Genomic DNA, 16,858 nt, shown 5'->3' with positions numbered 1-16,858 from the left:
TACGAAGAAGAAAAAATCGACACGCACGCTGACGGATACCCGCTACTGGCGCATAGTAAGTCCCCCCAATTATGGGGTACGCAGCCATTTCTCTACAGTCCGCTATAAGAAAACTGTGGAGAACTTTGCCTGCGGATAATTTGCTTATTCCGGCAGCACCGCCACCGACGCCTCGCTCGTCAGCAGCAGGAAGGTCAGTGTCTCCTGCAGGTACAAACGCACCACCTGATCCGTATGGCTCAGATAGCCGATGGACAGATCCTGGCCGATATGCAGTTCGAAGTCGCCGCCGCGGGTGGACAGCACACTGCCGCCGTCAATCGCCGGCGCCCAGATAATCTCGCCGTTCACCAGCCGCTTGAGATGTTCGAGCACCGGATAGCCCTGATCGCTCGCCTCGCTGACCGCCGTGTAGGCATCGGCGCCGAGCAGGACCGAGTAGGGGCCGTCCACACCGGCAAGACGCAACTGTTCGAGTGCCTTCGCGATCACGGCCGGGTAGTCGCTGACATTCGCCGGCAAAGGCAGCGTGGGGTTCGACGAACCTTCGCGGATACCGACGATATTGGCTGCCTTATACCCGTCGAAAATCGCCCGGTCTTCCGCGTAGGCCAGCTTTTGCGCGGCATCTTTGGCGGGCTGCCAATCGGAGTCGAGCGCGCCGCGCTCCACGTCGTCAATGGCGTCGCGCTGCAATTCAAACGGCACGCGTAGTTCCACCAGTGCCTTGACTTCGCGCTGGCGTGCGCTGATGCCTTCCTGAGGCGCCACGATGGCCGACTGATGACCGGTGCCAACCGCGCTCAGACCGGCGCCGCCGGGGCCTTTCAGATCGACCACGCGGCGTCCCGCTACGGAACGCTTGAAGGTGCGCGCGACCTCCTCCTCGATTTCCGACCAGGCGGTCGCAGAGATGGGGGCGAGTTCGCGATGCAGGTTATTCATGCTGAGGTGCTCCTTTGAGAGAGCCGATCTTCAGCGAACCATCGCTGACGGACTCGGCAGACGGCAGGGATTCGGGGCTGTCCGACGCATTTGCTGTAGCAGCGGGGCTGCGCTCGGCCAGCGCTTCGAGCAGCGTTTCCGACGGCACAAAGAACAGGCCACCGGTGACAGCGCGGCTGAAATCGAGCAGCCGGTCGTAGTTGCCTGGCGGGAGGCCGACAAACATGTTTTCGAGCATCTGTTCGATCGGCGCGGGCGAGCGCGCGTAGCCGATAAAGTACGTGCCGAACTCGGCGGAACCCGGCCGGCCGAACGGCATGTTGTCGCGCAGGATCTTGATTTCCTGGCCGTTCTCTTCGAGTGTGGTGAGCGAACTGTGCGAGCAGGTGGGCTTCACCGATTCGTCGAGTTCGATATCGGCAAGCTTGGTGCGACCGATCACGCGCTCCTGGGCTTCGACCGTGAGCGCATTCCAGGCAGTCATGTTGTGCAGATACTTCTGCACGAGCACATAGCTGCCACCGGCAAACTCCGGGTCTTCCGTGCCGATCACGGTGAATGTGACGGCTTCGTTGCCGGTCGGGTTCTCGGTGCCGTCGACAAAGCCGATAATGCTGCGCTGATCGAAAAAGCGAAAGCCGTGCACTTCATCGACGGTGGTCACAGCGGTGCCGAGCCGGCCCATCAGTTGCGTGGCCAGTTCAAAGCACAGATCCATCTGGTCGGCGCGAATGTGCAGCAGGATATCGCCGGGTGTCGCCATCGCGAGCCGCTCGCCGGAACCGAATTCGCGGAACGGGTGGAGGCCGGCCGGGCGTGGCGCGCCGAACAGCGTATCCCAGGCGTCCGAGCTGAACGCGCAGACGCAAGAGAGGCCGCCGTACGGTACGCGCTTGCCGACCGCCCGCACCAATGCGGCGATATCGGCGCACCATGCGCGGACGGTTTCGTGGCTGGCAGGGTCCGGGTTGACGGTGGCGACGATGAAGATCGCACTGCGCCTCACTTGTGTGGAGACGGCCTGGGGTTCAGGGGTGACAGCGGCGGGAATCGGGGTGTCGGACATCGCTTCGGCCTTTCAGGGCGTGGAAGTGGCAGGGCCACGGGGCACTGGGCCACAGGATATAACACCTGAAGGAACTGAGAATGACAAGCGCAGCAGGGAGTGGGTTTTGCTGCGCCGAGTCTATAACGGGGAGGTGTTACGCGCTCCTCGCGCGTAGGGCCCAGTTCAAGCGTTTGTGCATGCTGGCGTTGGGGTGCGCCAGGCGCTCGGCAAGCTGAGCCACTGCGCTGTCCAGTTGCACGAGCGTGTGGGCGTAGCCGGGGTTGCTTGCGCTCAGGCCCGGCGCATATCGGGCGGCTTGGGGCACCAGCGCTCCTTGTTCGCCCGTAGCCGGCACCGCGGCGCTCGTCTGATAGCGGGCAATCATGGCATCGAGCCGCGCGAGAATCGACGCGGCATGCGCGAGGCCCGCAGCCTTCGATACCGGATCGCTATCTTCCCTGAGCGCATGCGTCGTTTCATCGCGGCGGCTCAGCACACGTGCCCAGTGCAGGCAACTGAGCAACGAGCCGGTTGCGAGCTCGACCCCCGGATTCCAGACAAAGACCCGCTGGGTTTGCAGCGGCCGCAAGGCGACTCGCAGGTCGTGCCAGCTCCGGTCGAGTGCGCGCATTGCGGTGCTTGCCGCTGCGGTGTCTGCTGCGGTATCCGTGGCCGCATCTGTAATAGTTGCGAGCCGCACCGCCTGTCTGAGCGCCACGAGCACGGCGGCGAGCCGGGCCTCGACGTGCCGCGTGGCCGCGAGCGGCATCATCAGGATCGCGACGGCAAACGAGACGATGCAGCCCACCAGCACCTCCTCGATGCGCAGCTCGACGAGCGGCCCCATCGCAAAGCCCAGTTGTCCATAGACGAGGCCGACCAGCACGGTGATGAAGAACACGCCTGGCGCATAGGCGTTGAGGATGTAGTACGCCCACCCGAATACGCACAGCACCATCGCTACGGCCATCAGCGCGGGCGAGTCGTGCAGCGACAATGCCAGCAGCACGCTGGCAAGCGCCCCCGCGAACGTCCCGGCAAGCCGTTGCGCGCCGCGGTAGACGGTGTCGGCGCGCGAGCGCGTGCCGAGAAACACCACGAAGGTGGTGATCACCGCCCAGAACCAGCGTTCCGGCGACAGCGAATGACCGATCAGCATGGCCAGCAGCGCCGCGGTGGTGGCGCGAGCCGCCGGCAGCCAGGCGAGCTTGGCGCGGATCTCGCCAAACCATACGGCAGGGCTTTTCATGCCGCGCGCCACCGGCTGTTTCGACGCGGCTCGTGGCTGCCGGGCGGCCTCCTTGAGCCGTTCGATGGCGCGACGCAGCGGGTCAGGCCCAGCCGTGAGCGAAGCCGCGTCAAAGCTGTTCTGGCCGGCCGCCACTTCCAGTTCGACGAGCCGTTCGCGAAGCATGGCCGCGTCGGGCGGATTGAGCAGCGCGAGCTGTTCTTCGAGCGCGAGCGCGGCCTCGTTCAGCCCGGAGACGCGCACCGCGGCGGCCATGCCTCGCGCGTGTGCCGTGCGCGCGGCGGCCAGCACGCGCTCGGCGCGCAGCGTGACGGTATGCACGGCCAGTCGCAAGGTCCGCGCTGTCTGCATGGGGACGAGCACGCGCCCGACCAGCGCCACCATCGCGGGACCGGCAAGCGATAGAGCCAGCGATTGCCCGGCCTCGAGCGCGCTCGGGCGCAGATACAGTCCGAGATAGAAGGTGACGACGCCGATCAGCGCGCAGCCGAGCGCGCGTGGGCCGCACGCCTGGCAGAGCATGCCGGTAAACATCACGAGCAGAAAGCCAGCGTCGCCCGCAAGCGGATAGCGGCTCAGTGCCGCGGCAACGGCGAAATTCGCGCAACCACACAGATAGAGGTAGAGCAGGGTGGTGAACCACGCACTGCGGCGTGCGTCGCGCACGAACAGCGGCGCGACCATGCTGAACAGGACGCCCAGGGCGGCGAGGGTGATCGGCAGGTGGTGAGCGGTCGTCCACGCTACGCAGGCAATGCCGCTCAACAGGCAGGCCAGCGCGGCGCGCAACGCGGTCTGCAGGCGTATGAGTCCGGGGTCCGCAACCAGCAGGCGGCCGGCGACGCGTGAAAACGCGACAGCAATCATGATCGATGATATCCAGGCTAAGAGGTCGAGACCGGCTTTTGGCCGACTGCGACAGAACGGGCGTGAGACCCGCTTGCTTCAGGCCGACGAACTGGCCTGTCAGCCGGGATCACCGGCTAACAGGCCGTTCGACGACAAACGACAACCCGCGCATGACCGCATCGGCCGCAGGGAAACGCATCTGCGGAGCGGCGGCATGTTCGGGTTTTCCCGGATCATATCTGCTCAAAATTGGCTGTGTCCAGAAAAGTGAGACAAATTTCCGGTGCCGGATGAAGGCATTTTGAAAGGTGTCTGACGGGGCGAATAGCCAGGGTCGATTCCGTACTCGGCCGGGAGCGTCTAAAAGAGTGATGTCAACCGCAGACGCGCAGAGGAGTCGACGGCTTGCCGGGCGAGATCGCAAAAAACGAAATCTGCCCATTATTCATTGGCAATTAATACGCCATCCTTATCAAATTGATTAGATCGATCATTTAACTGAAGCGAGCTTTTCGATGATCCTGATTTTGTGCATTGCGCAAGCCTGAACAACGGTGGCAAAGCGCGGAAATGACTTCATTCAAGGCCTTATGGCGAAGTCAATCCTGAGGATTGCATCTCTTCCGGTTGGTATTTCACAACGCTTTCTTCGCTTCGCGTCGTGTCCGGATGGACGACCCACTAACGGCGTGCAAGCATCCGTTCCGTTGTGAGTTTCCAAACCCGCAATTGCCAACCGAGTTTGCCGTTGACCCGCAATGGCAGTTCGAAAAACGCTTCTTTAAATATTCAAGAGCCCGGAGATCGTAATGAAAAAGCAAGTCATTGCACTGGCTGTATCCGCAGCATTTGCCGCCCCTGTATTCGCTCAAAGCAGCGTTACGCTGTATGGCGTGATCGACGAAGGCTTTAACTACACAAGCAACGTCGGCGGCCACGCTGCGTACGAAATGGAGAGCGGCTATGCACAGGGCAGCCGTTGGGGTCTCAAGGGCACGGAAGATCTGGGCGGCGGCCTGAAGGCGATCTTCCAGTTGGAAAACGGCTTTGACGCGAACACCGGCAAACTCGCCGAAGGCGGCCGCGAGTTCGGCCGTCAGGCCTACGTGGGCCTGGCTGACGCTACCTACGGTACGCTCACGTTCGGCCGCCAGTATGACTCCGTGGTCGACTATCTTGCGCAAACCACGGCTAACGGCAACTGGGCCGGCTATCTGTTCGCCCACCCGTACGACAACGACAACACCGACAACTCGTTCCGTCTGGACAACGCCGTCAAGTACGCGAGCCCGAATATCGGCGGCTTCCAGTTCGGCGGCGCGTATGCGTTCAGTAACGACACCAACTTTGCCAACGACCGTGCTTACAGCTTCGGCGGCCAGTACACCAACGGCGGCCTGCTGGTGGCAGCCGCCTATATGCAAGCCGACAATCCCGGCGTGACCACCGGCGGTGCGATCACCACCAACGACGCCAGCTTCATCGCCGAGCGCATGCGCGTGTTCGGCGCCGGTATCAACTACACGTTCGGCCCGGCTACGGTGGGTTTTGCGTACACCAACTCGAACTATAAGAACCCGACGGCGAACGGCTATATCAGCACGACCGCTCCCCTCGTAACGGGCGCAACGCTGAATACCCTGAAGTTCCAGAACTTCGAAGTGAACGGCAAGTACCAGATCACCCCGGCGTTCTACGTTGGCGCGGAATATGTCTACACGCTCGAAAACTTCGATGCGTCGACGGGCAACGTCAAGCCGAAGATTCAGACAGCCGGCCTGATGGCTGACTACAACCTCTCGAAGCGCACCGACGTCTACATCCAGGGCGTGTACCAGTACGTGGGCGGCGACAAGACGAACTCGGTTCTCGACGGCGGTTTTGTGCTCGGTACCGACGCACCGTCCTCGAACTCGAACCAGACGGTCGTTCGTGTTGCCCTGCGCCACCAGTTCTAAATTTTTTGCTCCACCACGCGGCATTACGTGACGCGATCCGTGTGACGTGATGTCTTTAGTCGGCTCATCGTGCATTGAAAGATGTGCGGTGAGCTTTTTTTTGAGCGATCGCGTTGCGGCAGAGTGGCGCGTCGAGGCCTGCCGTTGCGAACGCGGCATATCATGCTGCCGCGGGCCGCAGTAAACGTTTAATTCTGCCTTTCAGGCGCTTTCTACGGCTGACCTGCGGCTGATAACTGCCATCCGAGGCGCCTTCACGCGTTCGGGAATACCCGCGCAAAGCCCCGCAGCCCGCCTCCGCGCGCCGCGCAATCCCTGCAACGCCCATCCCACCGGCCTGAGAGCCGCATGCCTTCACGCGCACAGCAATTCATGCTGTGAAGCGCCATCAAAACGATTCGTTTCGCTTGCAGGCGATGCCGAATCAGGACATTCCGTTAATTTTGCGGTGCTTAAATTCATTCAACCCGCAACGTTTCGTACCTAGACGGGGCAAGCAGTCCAATACAACCCAGATTCATTCTTCCTTGGTCCCAGGAGCAGAGTCCATGAACGACGACGAAATCAAACGAGCCGGTTTCAGCCGCCGCGACATGATGCGTGTATTGGCCGCGGGCGGCATGCTGGCCACGGGCGCTACCGGGATGCTGGCCGGCGCGACCAGCGCGTTCGCCGACACGCCGAAGAAGGGAGGCAAGGTTCGGGCTGCCTATGAATCCAGCTCGACCGCGGACACGCTGGACCCGGCCAAGGGCTCGACCGGCGCCGATTACATCCGCTTCTTCATGTTCTATAGCGGGCTTACGCAGTTCGACAGCAGCCTGACGCCGCAGCCGGCGCTGGCCGAGTCGTTCAGCAGCAGCGACGCCAAGGTCTGGACCCTCAAGCTGCGCAAAGGCGTGACCTTCCATGACGGCAAGGCGCTGACGCCCGCCGACGTGACGTACTCGCTGATGCGCCACAAGAACCCGGCGACGGCTTCGAAAGTGAAGTCGGTGGCCGACCAGTTCGACGAGGTCAAGGCGAGCGGCCCGGACGAAGTGCAGATCACGCTGACGGTGCCGAACGCCGACTTGCCGGCGATTCTCGCCACGCCGCAGCTCGTCATCATCAAGGACGGCACCACGGACTTTTCGACGGCGGTGGGCACCGGACCGTACAAGCTCAAGACCTTCAAGCCGGGTGTCAGCACGGTGGGCGCGCGCAACGACAACTACTGGCGTCCGGGCAAGCCCTACCTCGACGAGGTGGAACTGATCGGCATCGGCGACGACTCGGCGCGTGTGAACGCGTTGCTCTCGGGCGACGTGCATCTGATCAGCGCGGTCGATCCGCGTGCGACGCAGCGCGTGGCGTCGACACCCGGCTATGCGATCAAGGAGACCAAATCGGGTCTCTACACCGACCTCATCATGCGGCGCGACAATCCGCTCACCGGCAACCCGGACTTCGTGCAGGGCATGAAGTACCTGTTCGACCGTGAGCAGATCCGCACGGCGGTGTTCCGCGGCTATGCGGTGATCGGCAACGATCAGCCGATTCCTCCGGGCCATCGCTACTACTTTGCCGGTCTGCCGCAGCGCCCGTACGACCCGGACAAGGCTAAGTTCTATCTGCAGAAAGCCGGCGCCGTGGGTCTGGCGCTGCCGCCGGTCTACGCGACTTCGGACGCCAACGGTTCGATCGAAATGGCCGAGATGATGCAGTTGTCGGCGCAGAAAATCGGCGTCAACCTGACGGTGAATCGCGTACCGCCCGATGGTTACTGGTCGAACCACTGGATGAAGCATCCGCTCGGGTTCGGCAGCATCAATCCGCGTCCCAGCGCCGACGTGCTGTTCACACAGTTCTTCAAATCGGATGCCCCGTGGAACGAATCCGGCTGGAAGAACCCGCAGTTCGACCAGTTGCTGCTCGCGGCGCGCGCCGAAACCGACGACGCCAGGCGCAAGCAGATGTACGCTGATATGCAGACCATCGTCAGCAACCAGGGCGGTATCGGCATTCCGTCGTTCATCAGCCTGCTCGACGGTTACGACAAGCGCCTCAAGGGGCTCGGCTCGATTCCGACCGGCGGCATGATGGGCTTTTCGTTTGCCGAGAACGTCTGGTGGGAAGCCTGATCCGCTAGACGCTTGCCGGGCGGCTGGCCGGTCATCCGCCGCTGATTCGCCGAGTACCGGTTGGGTACCCGCCGGTTGGCTGGCAACCTGGCTTATCCGGCTTGTCCGGTCTATCCGGTTTTCCGGCGGTGGAGCGCGAGCTTCGCCGCCGGCCCCTGCATTCCTCCGAGGAGGCCCGTGCGATGAACCAGACCGTTGCAGCGTTGATCGTCAGGCGCATTGCGCTGACGCTGCTGATTCTGCTGATCGTGTCGATGATCATCTTCACGATTACCAACCTGCTGCCCGGCGACGCCGCGCAACAGGCGCTCGGCCAGGCGGCGACGCCTGAAACAATCGCTGCCTTGCGGCTGCAGTTCGGCCTCGATCAGCCGGCCTACCTGCGCTATCTGCACTGGCTCACGGGCCTGTTGCGCGGCGACTTTGGACTGTCGCTGTCGAGCAGCCTGCCGGTCAGCGAGATGATTGCCGGCCGCTTGCCGAAGTCGCTCGAACTTGCCGCCATCACGACGCTCGTCTCGGTGCCGATTGCGATTTCTCTGGGCATCCTCGCCGCGGTGAAGCGCGGCTCGCTGCTCGATCGCATTGTCAGTCTCGGTACGCTGGCGCTGGTGGCGACGCCCGAGTTTCTGATCGCCACGTTTGCGGTGCTGGTGTTCGCGGTCAAGCTGCATTGGCTGTCGGCCCTGTCGTACGGCGGCGAGATCGACAGTTTCGAGCACTTCATGCGCGCCTATGCGATGCCGGTCATTACGCTGTGCTGCGTGATCATCGCGCAGATGGCGCGCATGACACGGGCGGCGGTGATCGAGCAGCTCGGCTCCTCGTACGTGGAGATGGCGATTCTCAAGGGCGCCCGCCCGGCGCGCGTGGTGTTGCTGCACGCGCTGCCGAACGCGATCGGCCCGATTGCCAATGCGGTGGCGCTGAGCCTGTCGTATCTGCTGGGCGGGGTGATCATCGTCGAGACGATCTACAACTATCCGGGCCTCGCACGTTTGATGGTGGACGCGGTCAGCAATCGCGACATGCCGCTGGTACAGGCCTGCACGCTGATCTTCTGCCTCGGCTATCTGATTCTGGTGCTGCTGGCGGACCTGTGCGCGATCGTTTCCAACCCGAGGCTGCGGACATGAACATTCCCCACACGTCCCCCGTCAATTCAGGCCTGCCGGCGCATGCCGATGCGGCGCTCAGAAGGAGTTCTGCCATGCCCGCTCCCGATTCACCCGTGCCGCCCGGCGGCGGTTCTGCGCCGCCGCCGCCGGCCAAACGGCCTGTGCGCCGCTCGCGCCGTGTGCCGGCACTCTCGTTGAGCGGGTGGATCGGTGCTGCCATGGTGACGCTCGCATTGGTGGTGGCAATCTTCGGGCCGTCGCTCGCGCCGTACCCGGTAGGCGCGATTGTCACGCAGGATGTATTCGCACCGTTCAGCGCCCATCTGCCGCTCGGCTCGGACTACCTGGGCCGCGACATGCTGAGCCGCATCATGTACGGCACGCGCCTTACTGTGCTGCTGGCGCTCGCCGCAGCCATGTTCGCCGCCCTGTGCGGCACCGGACTGGGCCTGCTGGCCGCGGTCGCGGGCCGTGCGGTGGATGAAACGATGAGCCGCGTGCTCGATGCAGTGAGTTCGATTCCGACCAAGATGTTTGCGTTGATGATCGTGGCGGCATTCGGTTCGTCACTGACCTTGCTGGTGCTGACGGCAGGAATCAGCTACACGCCGGGCGCTTATCGCATTGCGCGTTCACTGGCCGTGAACATCAGCGCGCTCGAATATGTGCAGGTGGCGAAGGTGCGCGGCGAAAACGCCATCTATATCTGCTGCGTGGAAATCCTGCCGAACATGATTCATCCGATGCTCGCCGATCTTGGCCTGCGCTTCGTGTTCGTGGTGCTGCTGCTGAGCAGCCTGAGCTTCCTTGGCCTGGGCGTGCAGCCGCCGTATGCGGACCTCGGCTCGCTGGTGCGGGAAAACATCGCGGGACTCGGCGACGGCGCGCCCGTGGTGCTGATGCCGGCGATTGCGATTGCCATCCTGACGGTCGGCGTCAACCTGCTGATCGACGGTCTGCCTGGGCGTGGCAAGCGTCTGCGTTTGCGTCGTGCCGCGGAGGCTCGTTGAGATGAATACGACCCACGACAACCTCGTTGAAGTGCGCGGCCTGCGCGTAGTGGGCAGCAGTGAAGGGCGGCCCGAGACCACCATCGTGCACGATATCGACTTTACGGTGGCGCGCGGCGAGGTGCTCGCGCTGATCGGCGAATCCGGTTCGGGCAAGACGACGATTGCACTGTCGCTGATGGGACACGCGCGCACCGGCTGCCGGATTGCCGGCGGCTCGATCCGGGTGGGCGAGTGCGACGTACGGGCCTTGTCGCCCGAGGCGCTTGCCTCGCTGCGCGGCCGCAAGGTTGCCTACATTGCGCAAAGCGCGGCGGCGGCCTTCAATCCGGCGCGCACGATTCTCGATCAGGTAATCGAAAGCGCGCTGATCCATCGCACCATGAGCAAGGCGGCGGCGCAGGCCAAAGCCGTCGAATTGTTTCGCGCGCTGGCGCTGCCCGACCCGGAGCGGATCGGCAAGCGTTATCCGCACCAGGTATCGGGCGGACAGTTGCAACGCCTGCTGGCGGCCATGGCGCTGATTACGGACCCCGAGCTGGTGATTCTCGACGAGCCGACCACGGCGCTCGACGTCACCACGCAGATTGACGTGTTGCAGGCGTTCAAGCGGGTCGTGAAGGAGCTCGGCACGACGGCGGTGTACGTGTCGCACGACCTGGCGGTGGTCGCGCAGATGGCCGATCGCATCGTCGTGCTGAGCGACGGCGAAATCCGCGAGGTGGGCGGCACGGCGCAGATTCTCAGTGCGCCGGCCCATGCCTACACCCAGAGCCTGATTGCCGCGGTGATGCCGACACCGCGCGGCGCGCGCCCTGAGGTCGCGCCCGCGGCTGGCGACAGCGCCGGCGAACGGCCCTTGCTGGAGGTCAAACGTCTGGTAGCGGGTTACGGCAAGGTCGATGCAAAGGGTTTTCCCGCTGCGCGCATTCTGGACGACGTGGATCTGGTAATCCACCGCGGCAAGACGGTCGGCGTGATCGGCGAGTCCGGTTCCGGCAAGACCACGCTGGCGAAGGTCATTGCGGGACTGGTGCCGGTCGCGGGCGGCTCGTTGCTGCTCGACGGCGAGCCGATGCCCGCCCGCCTGAACCGGCGCACCAAGGAGCAGTTCCGGCGCATCCAGATCGTGTTTCAGAATGCCGATACGGCGTTGAATCCGGTGCATACCGTTGAACGGATTCTGTCGAGGCCGCTCGCGTTCTATCACGGCATGAAGGGCGAGCGGGCCCGGCAGCGTGTCGCCGAACTGCTCGATCTGGTGCGTCTGCCCGCGGCGCTCGCCACGCGCCGCTCGGGTGAACTGTCGGGTGGGCAAAAGCAGCGTATCAACCTGGCGCGAGCGCTGGCGGCCGAACCTGACCTGATTCTGTGCGACGAAGTGACCTCGGCGCTCGATACCGTAGTGGGCGCGGCGATTCTCGATCTGCTCGCCGATCTGCAACGCAAGCTGGGCGTGTCGTACCTGTTCATCACCCACGACATCGGCAAGATGCGCGCCATCAGCGACGACATTGTCGTGTTGTACTCGGGGCATCGTGTCGAAGCAGGCGATCGCAAGGCGCTGTGCGCGCCGCCGTTCCATCCGTATGCCGATCTCCTGATCTCGTCGGCGCCCGAGTTGCGAACCGGCTGGCTCGACGAAGCCACCGTCCGTTGTCACGGCGAGTTGCCGCCCATCGGGCCACGTGCGGAGCATTCGGAGCTGTGTACGTTCCTTGGACGCTGCCCGTTGCGTGTGGATGGTTTGTGCAACATCACGGCGCCGGCACGCCGGCAATTGTCGAACGGTGCCGAAGTCTTGTGCCATCGCACGGAACCCGATCTGCTGAGCTTGCAGCAGACCTCGGCAGTGCGCGAAGGCACAGTCGCATGAGCCGGGCCATGTGCGTCGTTGGCGCCTCGCCCAACCTGAACTCACCCGAGCCGATCTAAAGGAAAAACTTCATGGGCTTGAGAATCGGTGTGGATATCGGTGGCTCGTTTGCCGACTTCGCAGTACTGAATGATGGGACTGGTGAACTACAAACGCTAAAGGTGTTTTCCCGGCCGGATAACCCCGGCGCTGAGGTCTTGCGCGGCATGGAGGGCCTTGCCGAACGCTACGGTGTCGATCCCCATGAAGTTGACTATTTCACGCACGGCACGACCGTGGGCGTCAATGCCGTGGTTCAACGCAAGGGCTTGAAGCTTGGCCTGATTACCACGCGCCACTTCGAAGACGTGCTCGATATCGCGCGGCTGAAAGGCCCCGATATGTATAACCTGATGTCGAAGCGCCCCGCGCCGCTGGTGCCCCGCGAGCGCGTCTTCGGCGTTGTGGAGCGGCTGGCCGCGGACGGCGGCGTCGAGACGCCGGTGGATGAGGGCAGTGTGCTCGATGCGCTCGACAGGCTGCGCCGTGCGGGTTGCGAAGGCGTGGTGGTGGCGCTGCTGCATTCGTATCGCAACCCGGCGCACGAGCATGAGGTCAAGGCGATCATCGCGCGTGCCATGCCCGGTCTTTTCGTCTCCTGTTCCTGCGACGTCTGGCCGATTATCCGCGAGTACGAACGCACCTCGACGGCGGTGATCGGCGGGTATGTGCAGCCGAAGGTGTCGCACTATCTGTCGTCGCTGCAGCGCGCGCTGCGCGAAACCGGCATCGCGGCGGACATGAAGGTCACCAAGTCGAACGGTGGCGTAATGAGCGCTGAGACCGGCAAGACTAACTGCGTGCAGATGATCCTGTCGGGCACCGCCTCCGGTGTGATCGGCGCGGCTTACGTTGCGCAACTGTGCGGCCTCAAGCATTGCATGAGCCTCGACATCGGCGGCACGACGGCGGACGTCGCGCTGATCGTCGACGGTGAGCCGCAATACGCGACCGGCGAATATATCGGCGATTTCCAGATTCATATTCCGTCGGTCTCGGTGTCGTCGATTGGCGACGGCGGCGGCTCGATTGCATGGGTGGACGACTTCGGCGTGCTCAAGGTTGGGCCGGAAAGCGCGGGCTCGAACCCCGGCCCGGTCTGTTACGGACGCGGCGGCACGCGAGCGACCATCACCGACGCCTTTGCCGTGATGGGCGTGATCGGCAACGCCAGCCTCGGCTACAACTCGGTCAAAGTCGACCATGACGCCGCCTGCCGCGCGCTCGATGCGCTGGCCCAGCGGCTCGGTTCCGATATCTACCGAACCGCCGAAGCGATCGTCAACGTTTCGGTGTCGGGCATGTATGCGGGCGTGAGCCGGATTGTCTCGCGCTTCGGTATCGATCCGCGCACCTTCTCGCTGCTGCCGTTCGGCGGCGCAGGGCCGATGCTGGCGTGCTATTTCGCACGTGCGCTCGGCATGGAGCAGATTGTCGTGCCAACCACGCCGGGCGTGCTGAGCGCGCTAGGCGGTTTGATTGCGGACACCAAGAACGATTTCGTCAAGACCACCTATTACGACCTCGATGCCGCCGCGCTCGACGCGCTCCGCGACGACGCCCGTGCGCTGGAAGCCGCGGCGCGTGCGTGGATAACGGCCGAGACGGCCGGGTCCGCGCGGGCGGAAGGCGAGCGCGCGGCACGCATGACGGTCTCGGCGGACATGCGCTACAAGGGCCAGTCGTTCGAGATCGACACTCCGCTTGAACTCGCGTGGCTGCAAGAGCGGAACATGAGCGCGCTGAGCGAAGCGTTCCACCGCGAGCATGCACGGCTGTATGGCCACAGTGACCTGAACGCAAAGATCCAGGTAGTGGCCTTGCGCCTCGTGATTGCCTCGGTGACGCCCAAACCCGTCTTGCGGCCCATCGAAGCGAGCGAACTGGCGCCGGTGCCGGAAGCGTCGGTGAAGGTCTGGATGGACGGCGCGTTCCGTGACGCGGCGCTGTTTCACCGCGCCAAACTGCTGGCCGGTCAGCAGATCGCCGGGCCGGCCGTTATCGCGCAGGACGATTGCACCACCTGCGTGCTGCCCGGTTTCACGGGACGCGTGGATGCCTGGGGCAATCTGATTCTTGGTCATGTTGGCGCCAACTGAAACGGAGCCGGAAATGCAATTCGACAAGGCCGTGCTGCAGATTTTTGCCAACTATTGCGTCGCCGCGGCGGAAAGCATGGCGTACACGCTGGTGCGCACCGCACACTCGACTTTTGTGAAAGAGACAGAGGACTTCTCGTGCGCGATCACGACGCCGGATGGCCTTACATTCGCTTCCCCCAAGACACTCGGCGCGACCTGGTACGTTGGCCTCGACTATGGTCCGGTGATCGGCATGATCGATCACTACGAGCCCGGCGATATCGGCATGACCAACGATGCCTACAGCGGCTTCGTCGCCACGCACACGCCGGATATCGTGCTGTGGAAGCCGGTGTTCTATAACGGCGAGATTGTCTGCTTTGTCGGCGGCCACATTCACAACACGGATATGGGCGGCGCCGTGCCCGCGTCGCTCTCGCGCACGCTGACCGAAATCGAGCAGGAGGGCATCCGTTTTCCGCCCACCAAGATCGTCCGCCGCGGCGTGCTCGATGAAGATCTGCTGCGGATCATGGCCGCCAATGTCCGCGTGCCGGAGCAGAATGTCGGCGACCTGCATGCGCAACTGGCATCGCTGCACACGGGCGAGCGGCGTGTGCTGGAGATTATCGGGCGCTTCGGCATCGACGGCTTCAAGGCAGGAATGCAGGCGCTGCTCGATTACTCGGAGGAACAGGCGCGCACTGTCATACGCGGTATTCCCGACGGCGAGTATTTCTTTGCCGAATACGCCGACGAGGACTCGGTGCGCGGCAAGCCGATGCGCGTCGCGCTGACGCTGCGGATTCGCGACGGCAGCGTCGAATTCGATTACACGGGCAGCGACCCGCAGTTGCAGTCGTCGCTGAACATCCCGACCGGAGGCCGTGAGCGGCACGCGCTGGCACTCGTTGGCTTCGTCTATGTGCTGTACACCCTCAATCCCGGGATTCTGCTTAACAGCGGCATGCTGCGGGTCGCGCGCTGCGTGTTGCCGGAAGGCACGGTCGTGAACGCGCAGCGGCCGGCCGCCGTCGGCATGCGCAGCCTCACCTGCAAGCTGCTGCATCTGCTGACTTTCGGCGCCTTTTCGCAAGCCGTTCCCGAGCGTCTTGCAGCGTGCCCCGCAGGTGGCCTGTCGATTCTTAGCGTCAAGACGATGGACAGCAACGGCAGCACGGTAATGGCGTCGATCGGACCGATTGGCGGCGGCGCAGGCGGCATGTCTTTCGATGACGGCGAAGACGGCTCCGGCGCGAACAACGCGTTTCTGCGCAATACGCCCGTGGAGATCAACGAGGCGGAGGTGCCGATCCGTATCACGCGTTATGGCGTGGCGCCCGGTTCGGGCGGCGCCGGTCAGTTTCGCGGCGGCCAGGGGCTCGTGATGGAGTTCAAGGTGTTCTCGCCGAATACGCTGGTCACGGCGCGTAACCGCGACCGCACGCATTTTGCCTCGTGGGGTGTGCGCGGTGGCCACGCCGGCGCCAACGCCCGTTTCACGAAAAATCCCGACACGCCGCAGGCAGAGGAACTCGGCAACACCGATCTGGTGATCTGCAATCCGGGTGACGTGATCCGCCTGGTGGGAGCGGGTGCGGGCGGCTATGGCCGGCCGATCGAACGCGATGTTCAGCGGGTGTGCGAGGACGTGCGGCGCGGTTATGTCACCGCGCAGGAAGCACGCGAGATCTACGCGGTGGCGATCGTGGACGGCGAGATCGACTTGCGCGAAACCGTCGCGCTACGGGATCAGGCACAGGCCATGACGCGTAGCATGCCGGCCCCCGCATTCGAGTTCGGCCCGTATCGCGACGCGTTCGAGGCGAAATGGACGCGCGAACGTTACGCCGCATTGACCGCGATACTGGCCGATGTGCCGGTGCAATGGCGCTATTTCATCAAACATCGCATCTTCGACGCATTGGACGCACACGTCGAAGCGCCGGGCGGGGGCGCTGAAGTTATCGAAGCGATCTTTGCGCAGTTGTGTGCCTCGTGGCCGGAATTGCGGCGCGCGAGTTGAGAAGCCCTGGGCACGGGCATGGTTGCCATGTCGTGCTGTAGCAGGCCCGCAAAACGCAATCGGATAGGTGCGTGCGCTGGCTGGAATCGTGAACACCCTTATCGAATTACTTGTGAGAGAGAGCATCAAGCCATGTCGCAGTCTTCGTCTCAGTCTTTATTTGTCAGCTCCGTGCAGAGCGTATGTTTCAACCAGCCGCAGGGCGAGGGCACGCCGCTCTCGCTGAGTCCCGGGCGGCTGCTGCGCGGTCAGCCCGAGCGCCGCGACTGGCCCGTCTTCGAGCGCGCCGACGGCAAGGTCAGCACCGGTATCTGGAGCGGCACCGCAGGCGCGTGGCGGATCGACTTCCCACAGGGGCAGTTCGAGTTTTTTCACGTGCTTTCAGGCATCGGTGCGATCGTGCCCGATGAAGGCGAGCGCAAGCCGTTCGGGCCCGGCGATGCGGTGATGGTGCCGGAGGGCTTTCGCGGCGTGTTCGAAGTGACCGAGAAGGTCACGAAGCAGTATATGTTTGTGCAAAATGTCTGAGTGAGCCG

At 63.6% G+C, this 16,858-nt stretch carries 11 protein-coding genes; 8 read left to right on the top strand and 3 right to left on the bottom strand.

Annotated features, from left to right (window positions below; genetic code table 11):
• Positions 1–144 precede the first annotated feature (144 nt).
• The 3 genes from FFS45_RS34835 to FFS45_RS34825 form a co-directional block, all read right to left on the bottom strand.
• Positions 145–945, bottom strand: a complete 801-nt coding sequence (locus FFS45_RS34835) for a family 1 encapsulin nanocompartment shell protein (RefSeq protein WP_137959177.1) — start codon at positions 943–945, stop codon at positions 145–147.
• Positions 938–2,011, bottom strand: coding sequence for a Dyp-type peroxidase (locus FFS45_RS34830; protein ID WP_171029836.1), 1,074 nt, complete (start codon positions 2,009–2,011; stop codon positions 938–940). The genes FFS45_RS34835 and FFS45_RS34830 overlap by 8 nt, the downstream gene beginning before the upstream one ends.
• Positions 2,012–2,147: 136 nt before the next feature.
• Positions 2,148–4,109, bottom strand: coding sequence for an FUSC family protein (locus tag FFS45_RS34825; RefSeq protein WP_137959176.1), 1,962 nt, complete (start codon positions 4,107–4,109; stop codon positions 2,148–2,150).
• 791 nt (positions 4,110–4,900) lie between these two features.
• On the opposite strand from FFS45_RS34825, the gene FFS45_RS34820 reads away from it, so the two are divergent.
• The 8 genes from FFS45_RS34820 to FFS45_RS34785 all read left to right on the top strand — a co-directional run bounded on the left by FFS45_RS34820 (position 4,901) and on the right by FFS45_RS34785 (position 16,850).
• Positions 4,901–6,049 (top strand): porin, encoded by a 1,149-nt coding sequence (locus tag FFS45_RS34820; RefSeq protein ID WP_137959175.1) that lies wholly within the window; start codon positions 4,901–4,903, stop codon positions 6,047–6,049.
• A 548-nt stretch (positions 6,050–6,597) separates the two neighbouring features.
• Positions 6,598–8,172 (top strand): ABC transporter substrate-binding protein, encoded by a 1,575-nt coding sequence (locus FFS45_RS34815; RefSeq protein ID WP_137959174.1) that lies wholly within the window; start codon positions 6,598–6,600, stop codon positions 8,170–8,172.
• 182 nt (positions 8,173–8,354) lie between these two features.
• The gene (locus FFS45_RS34810; RefSeq protein WP_137959173.1) at positions 8,355–9,308 is read left to right on the top strand and encodes an ABC transporter permease; all 954 of its coding nucleotides are present in this window, start codon (positions 8,355–8,357) and stop codon (positions 9,306–9,308) included.
• Between the two features lie 74 nt (positions 9,309–9,382).
• Positions 9,383–10,300 carry an ABC transporter permease gene (locus FFS45_RS34805; RefSeq protein WP_349292339.1) on the top strand — a complete coding sequence of 306 codons (918 nt, stop codon included), beginning with the start codon at positions 9,383–9,385 and terminating at the stop codon, positions 10,298–10,300.
• Position 10,301: 1 nt separating this feature from the next.
• Positions 10,302–12,176, top strand: coding sequence for an ABC transporter ATP-binding protein (locus FFS45_RS34800; protein ID WP_137959171.1), 1,875 nt, complete (start codon positions 10,302–10,304; stop codon positions 12,174–12,176).
• Positions 12,177–12,247: 71 nt separating this feature from the next.
• Positions 12,248–14,314, top strand: a complete 2,067-nt coding sequence (locus FFS45_RS34795; protein ID WP_137959170.1) for a hydantoinase/oxoprolinase family protein — start codon at positions 12,248–12,250, stop codon at positions 14,312–14,314.
• A gap of 13 nt (positions 14,315–14,327) precedes the next feature.
• Positions 14,328–16,322, top strand: coding sequence for a hydantoinase B/oxoprolinase family protein (locus FFS45_RS34790; RefSeq protein ID WP_137959169.1), 1,995 nt, complete (start codon positions 14,328–14,330; stop codon positions 16,320–16,322).
• Positions 16,323–16,454: 132 nt separating this feature from the next.
• Positions 16,455–16,850, top strand: coding sequence for a cupin domain-containing protein (locus FFS45_RS34785; RefSeq protein ID WP_171029835.1), 396 nt, complete (start codon positions 16,455–16,457; stop codon positions 16,848–16,850).
• Positions 16,851–16,858 lie beyond the last annotated feature (8 nt).

Source organism: Burkholderia sp. 4M9327F10, from assembly GCF_005503145.1.
Classification (GTDB): domain Bacteria; phylum Pseudomonadota; class Gammaproteobacteria; order Burkholderiales; family Burkholderiaceae; genus Paraburkholderia.
The sequence above is the reverse complement of the archived record's forward strand: the minus strand, read 5'-3'. Positions and strand labels throughout refer to the sequence as shown.

What these genes read in the sequence shown, in the direction of transcription:
- FFS45_RS34835 (WP_137959177.1), bottom strand. Translation starts at nt 945, where the DNA reads ATGAATAACCTGCATCGCGAACTCGCCCCCATCTCTGCGACCGCCTGG.
- FFS45_RS34830 (WP_171029836.1), bottom strand. Translation starts at nt 2,011, where the DNA reads ATGTCCGACACCCCGATTCCCGCCGCTGTCACCCCTGAACCCCAGGCC.
- FFS45_RS34825 (WP_137959176.1), bottom strand. Translation starts at nt 4,109, where the DNA reads ATGATTGCTGTCGCGTTTTCACGCGTCGCCGGCCGCCTGCTGGTTGCG.
- FFS45_RS34820 (WP_137959175.1), top strand. Translation starts at nt 4,901, where the DNA reads ATGAAAAAGCAAGTCATTGCACTGGCTGTATCCGCAGCATTTGCCGCC.
- FFS45_RS34815 (WP_137959174.1), top strand. Translation starts at nt 6,598, where the DNA reads ATGAACGACGACGAAATCAAACGAGCCGGTTTCAGCCGCCGCGACATG.
- FFS45_RS34810 (WP_137959173.1), top strand. Translation starts at nt 8,355, where the DNA reads ATGAACCAGACCGTTGCAGCGTTGATCGTCAGGCGCATTGCGCTGACG.
- FFS45_RS34805 (WP_349292339.1), top strand. Translation starts at nt 9,383, where the DNA reads ATGCCCGCTCCCGATTCACCCGTGCCGCCCGGCGGCGGTTCTGCGCCG.
- FFS45_RS34800 (WP_137959171.1), top strand. Translation starts at nt 10,302, where the DNA reads ATGAATACGACCCACGACAACCTCGTTGAAGTGCGCGGCCTGCGCGTA.
- FFS45_RS34795 (WP_137959170.1), top strand. Translation starts at nt 12,248, where the DNA reads ATGGGCTTGAGAATCGGTGTGGATATCGGTGGCTCGTTTGCCGACTTC.
- FFS45_RS34790 (WP_137959169.1), top strand. Translation starts at nt 14,328, where the DNA reads ATGCAATTCGACAAGGCCGTGCTGCAGATTTTTGCCAACTATTGCGTC.
- FFS45_RS34785 (WP_171029835.1), top strand. Translation starts at nt 16,455, where the DNA reads ATGTCGCAGTCTTCGTCTCAGTCTTTATTTGTCAGCTCCGTGCAGAGC.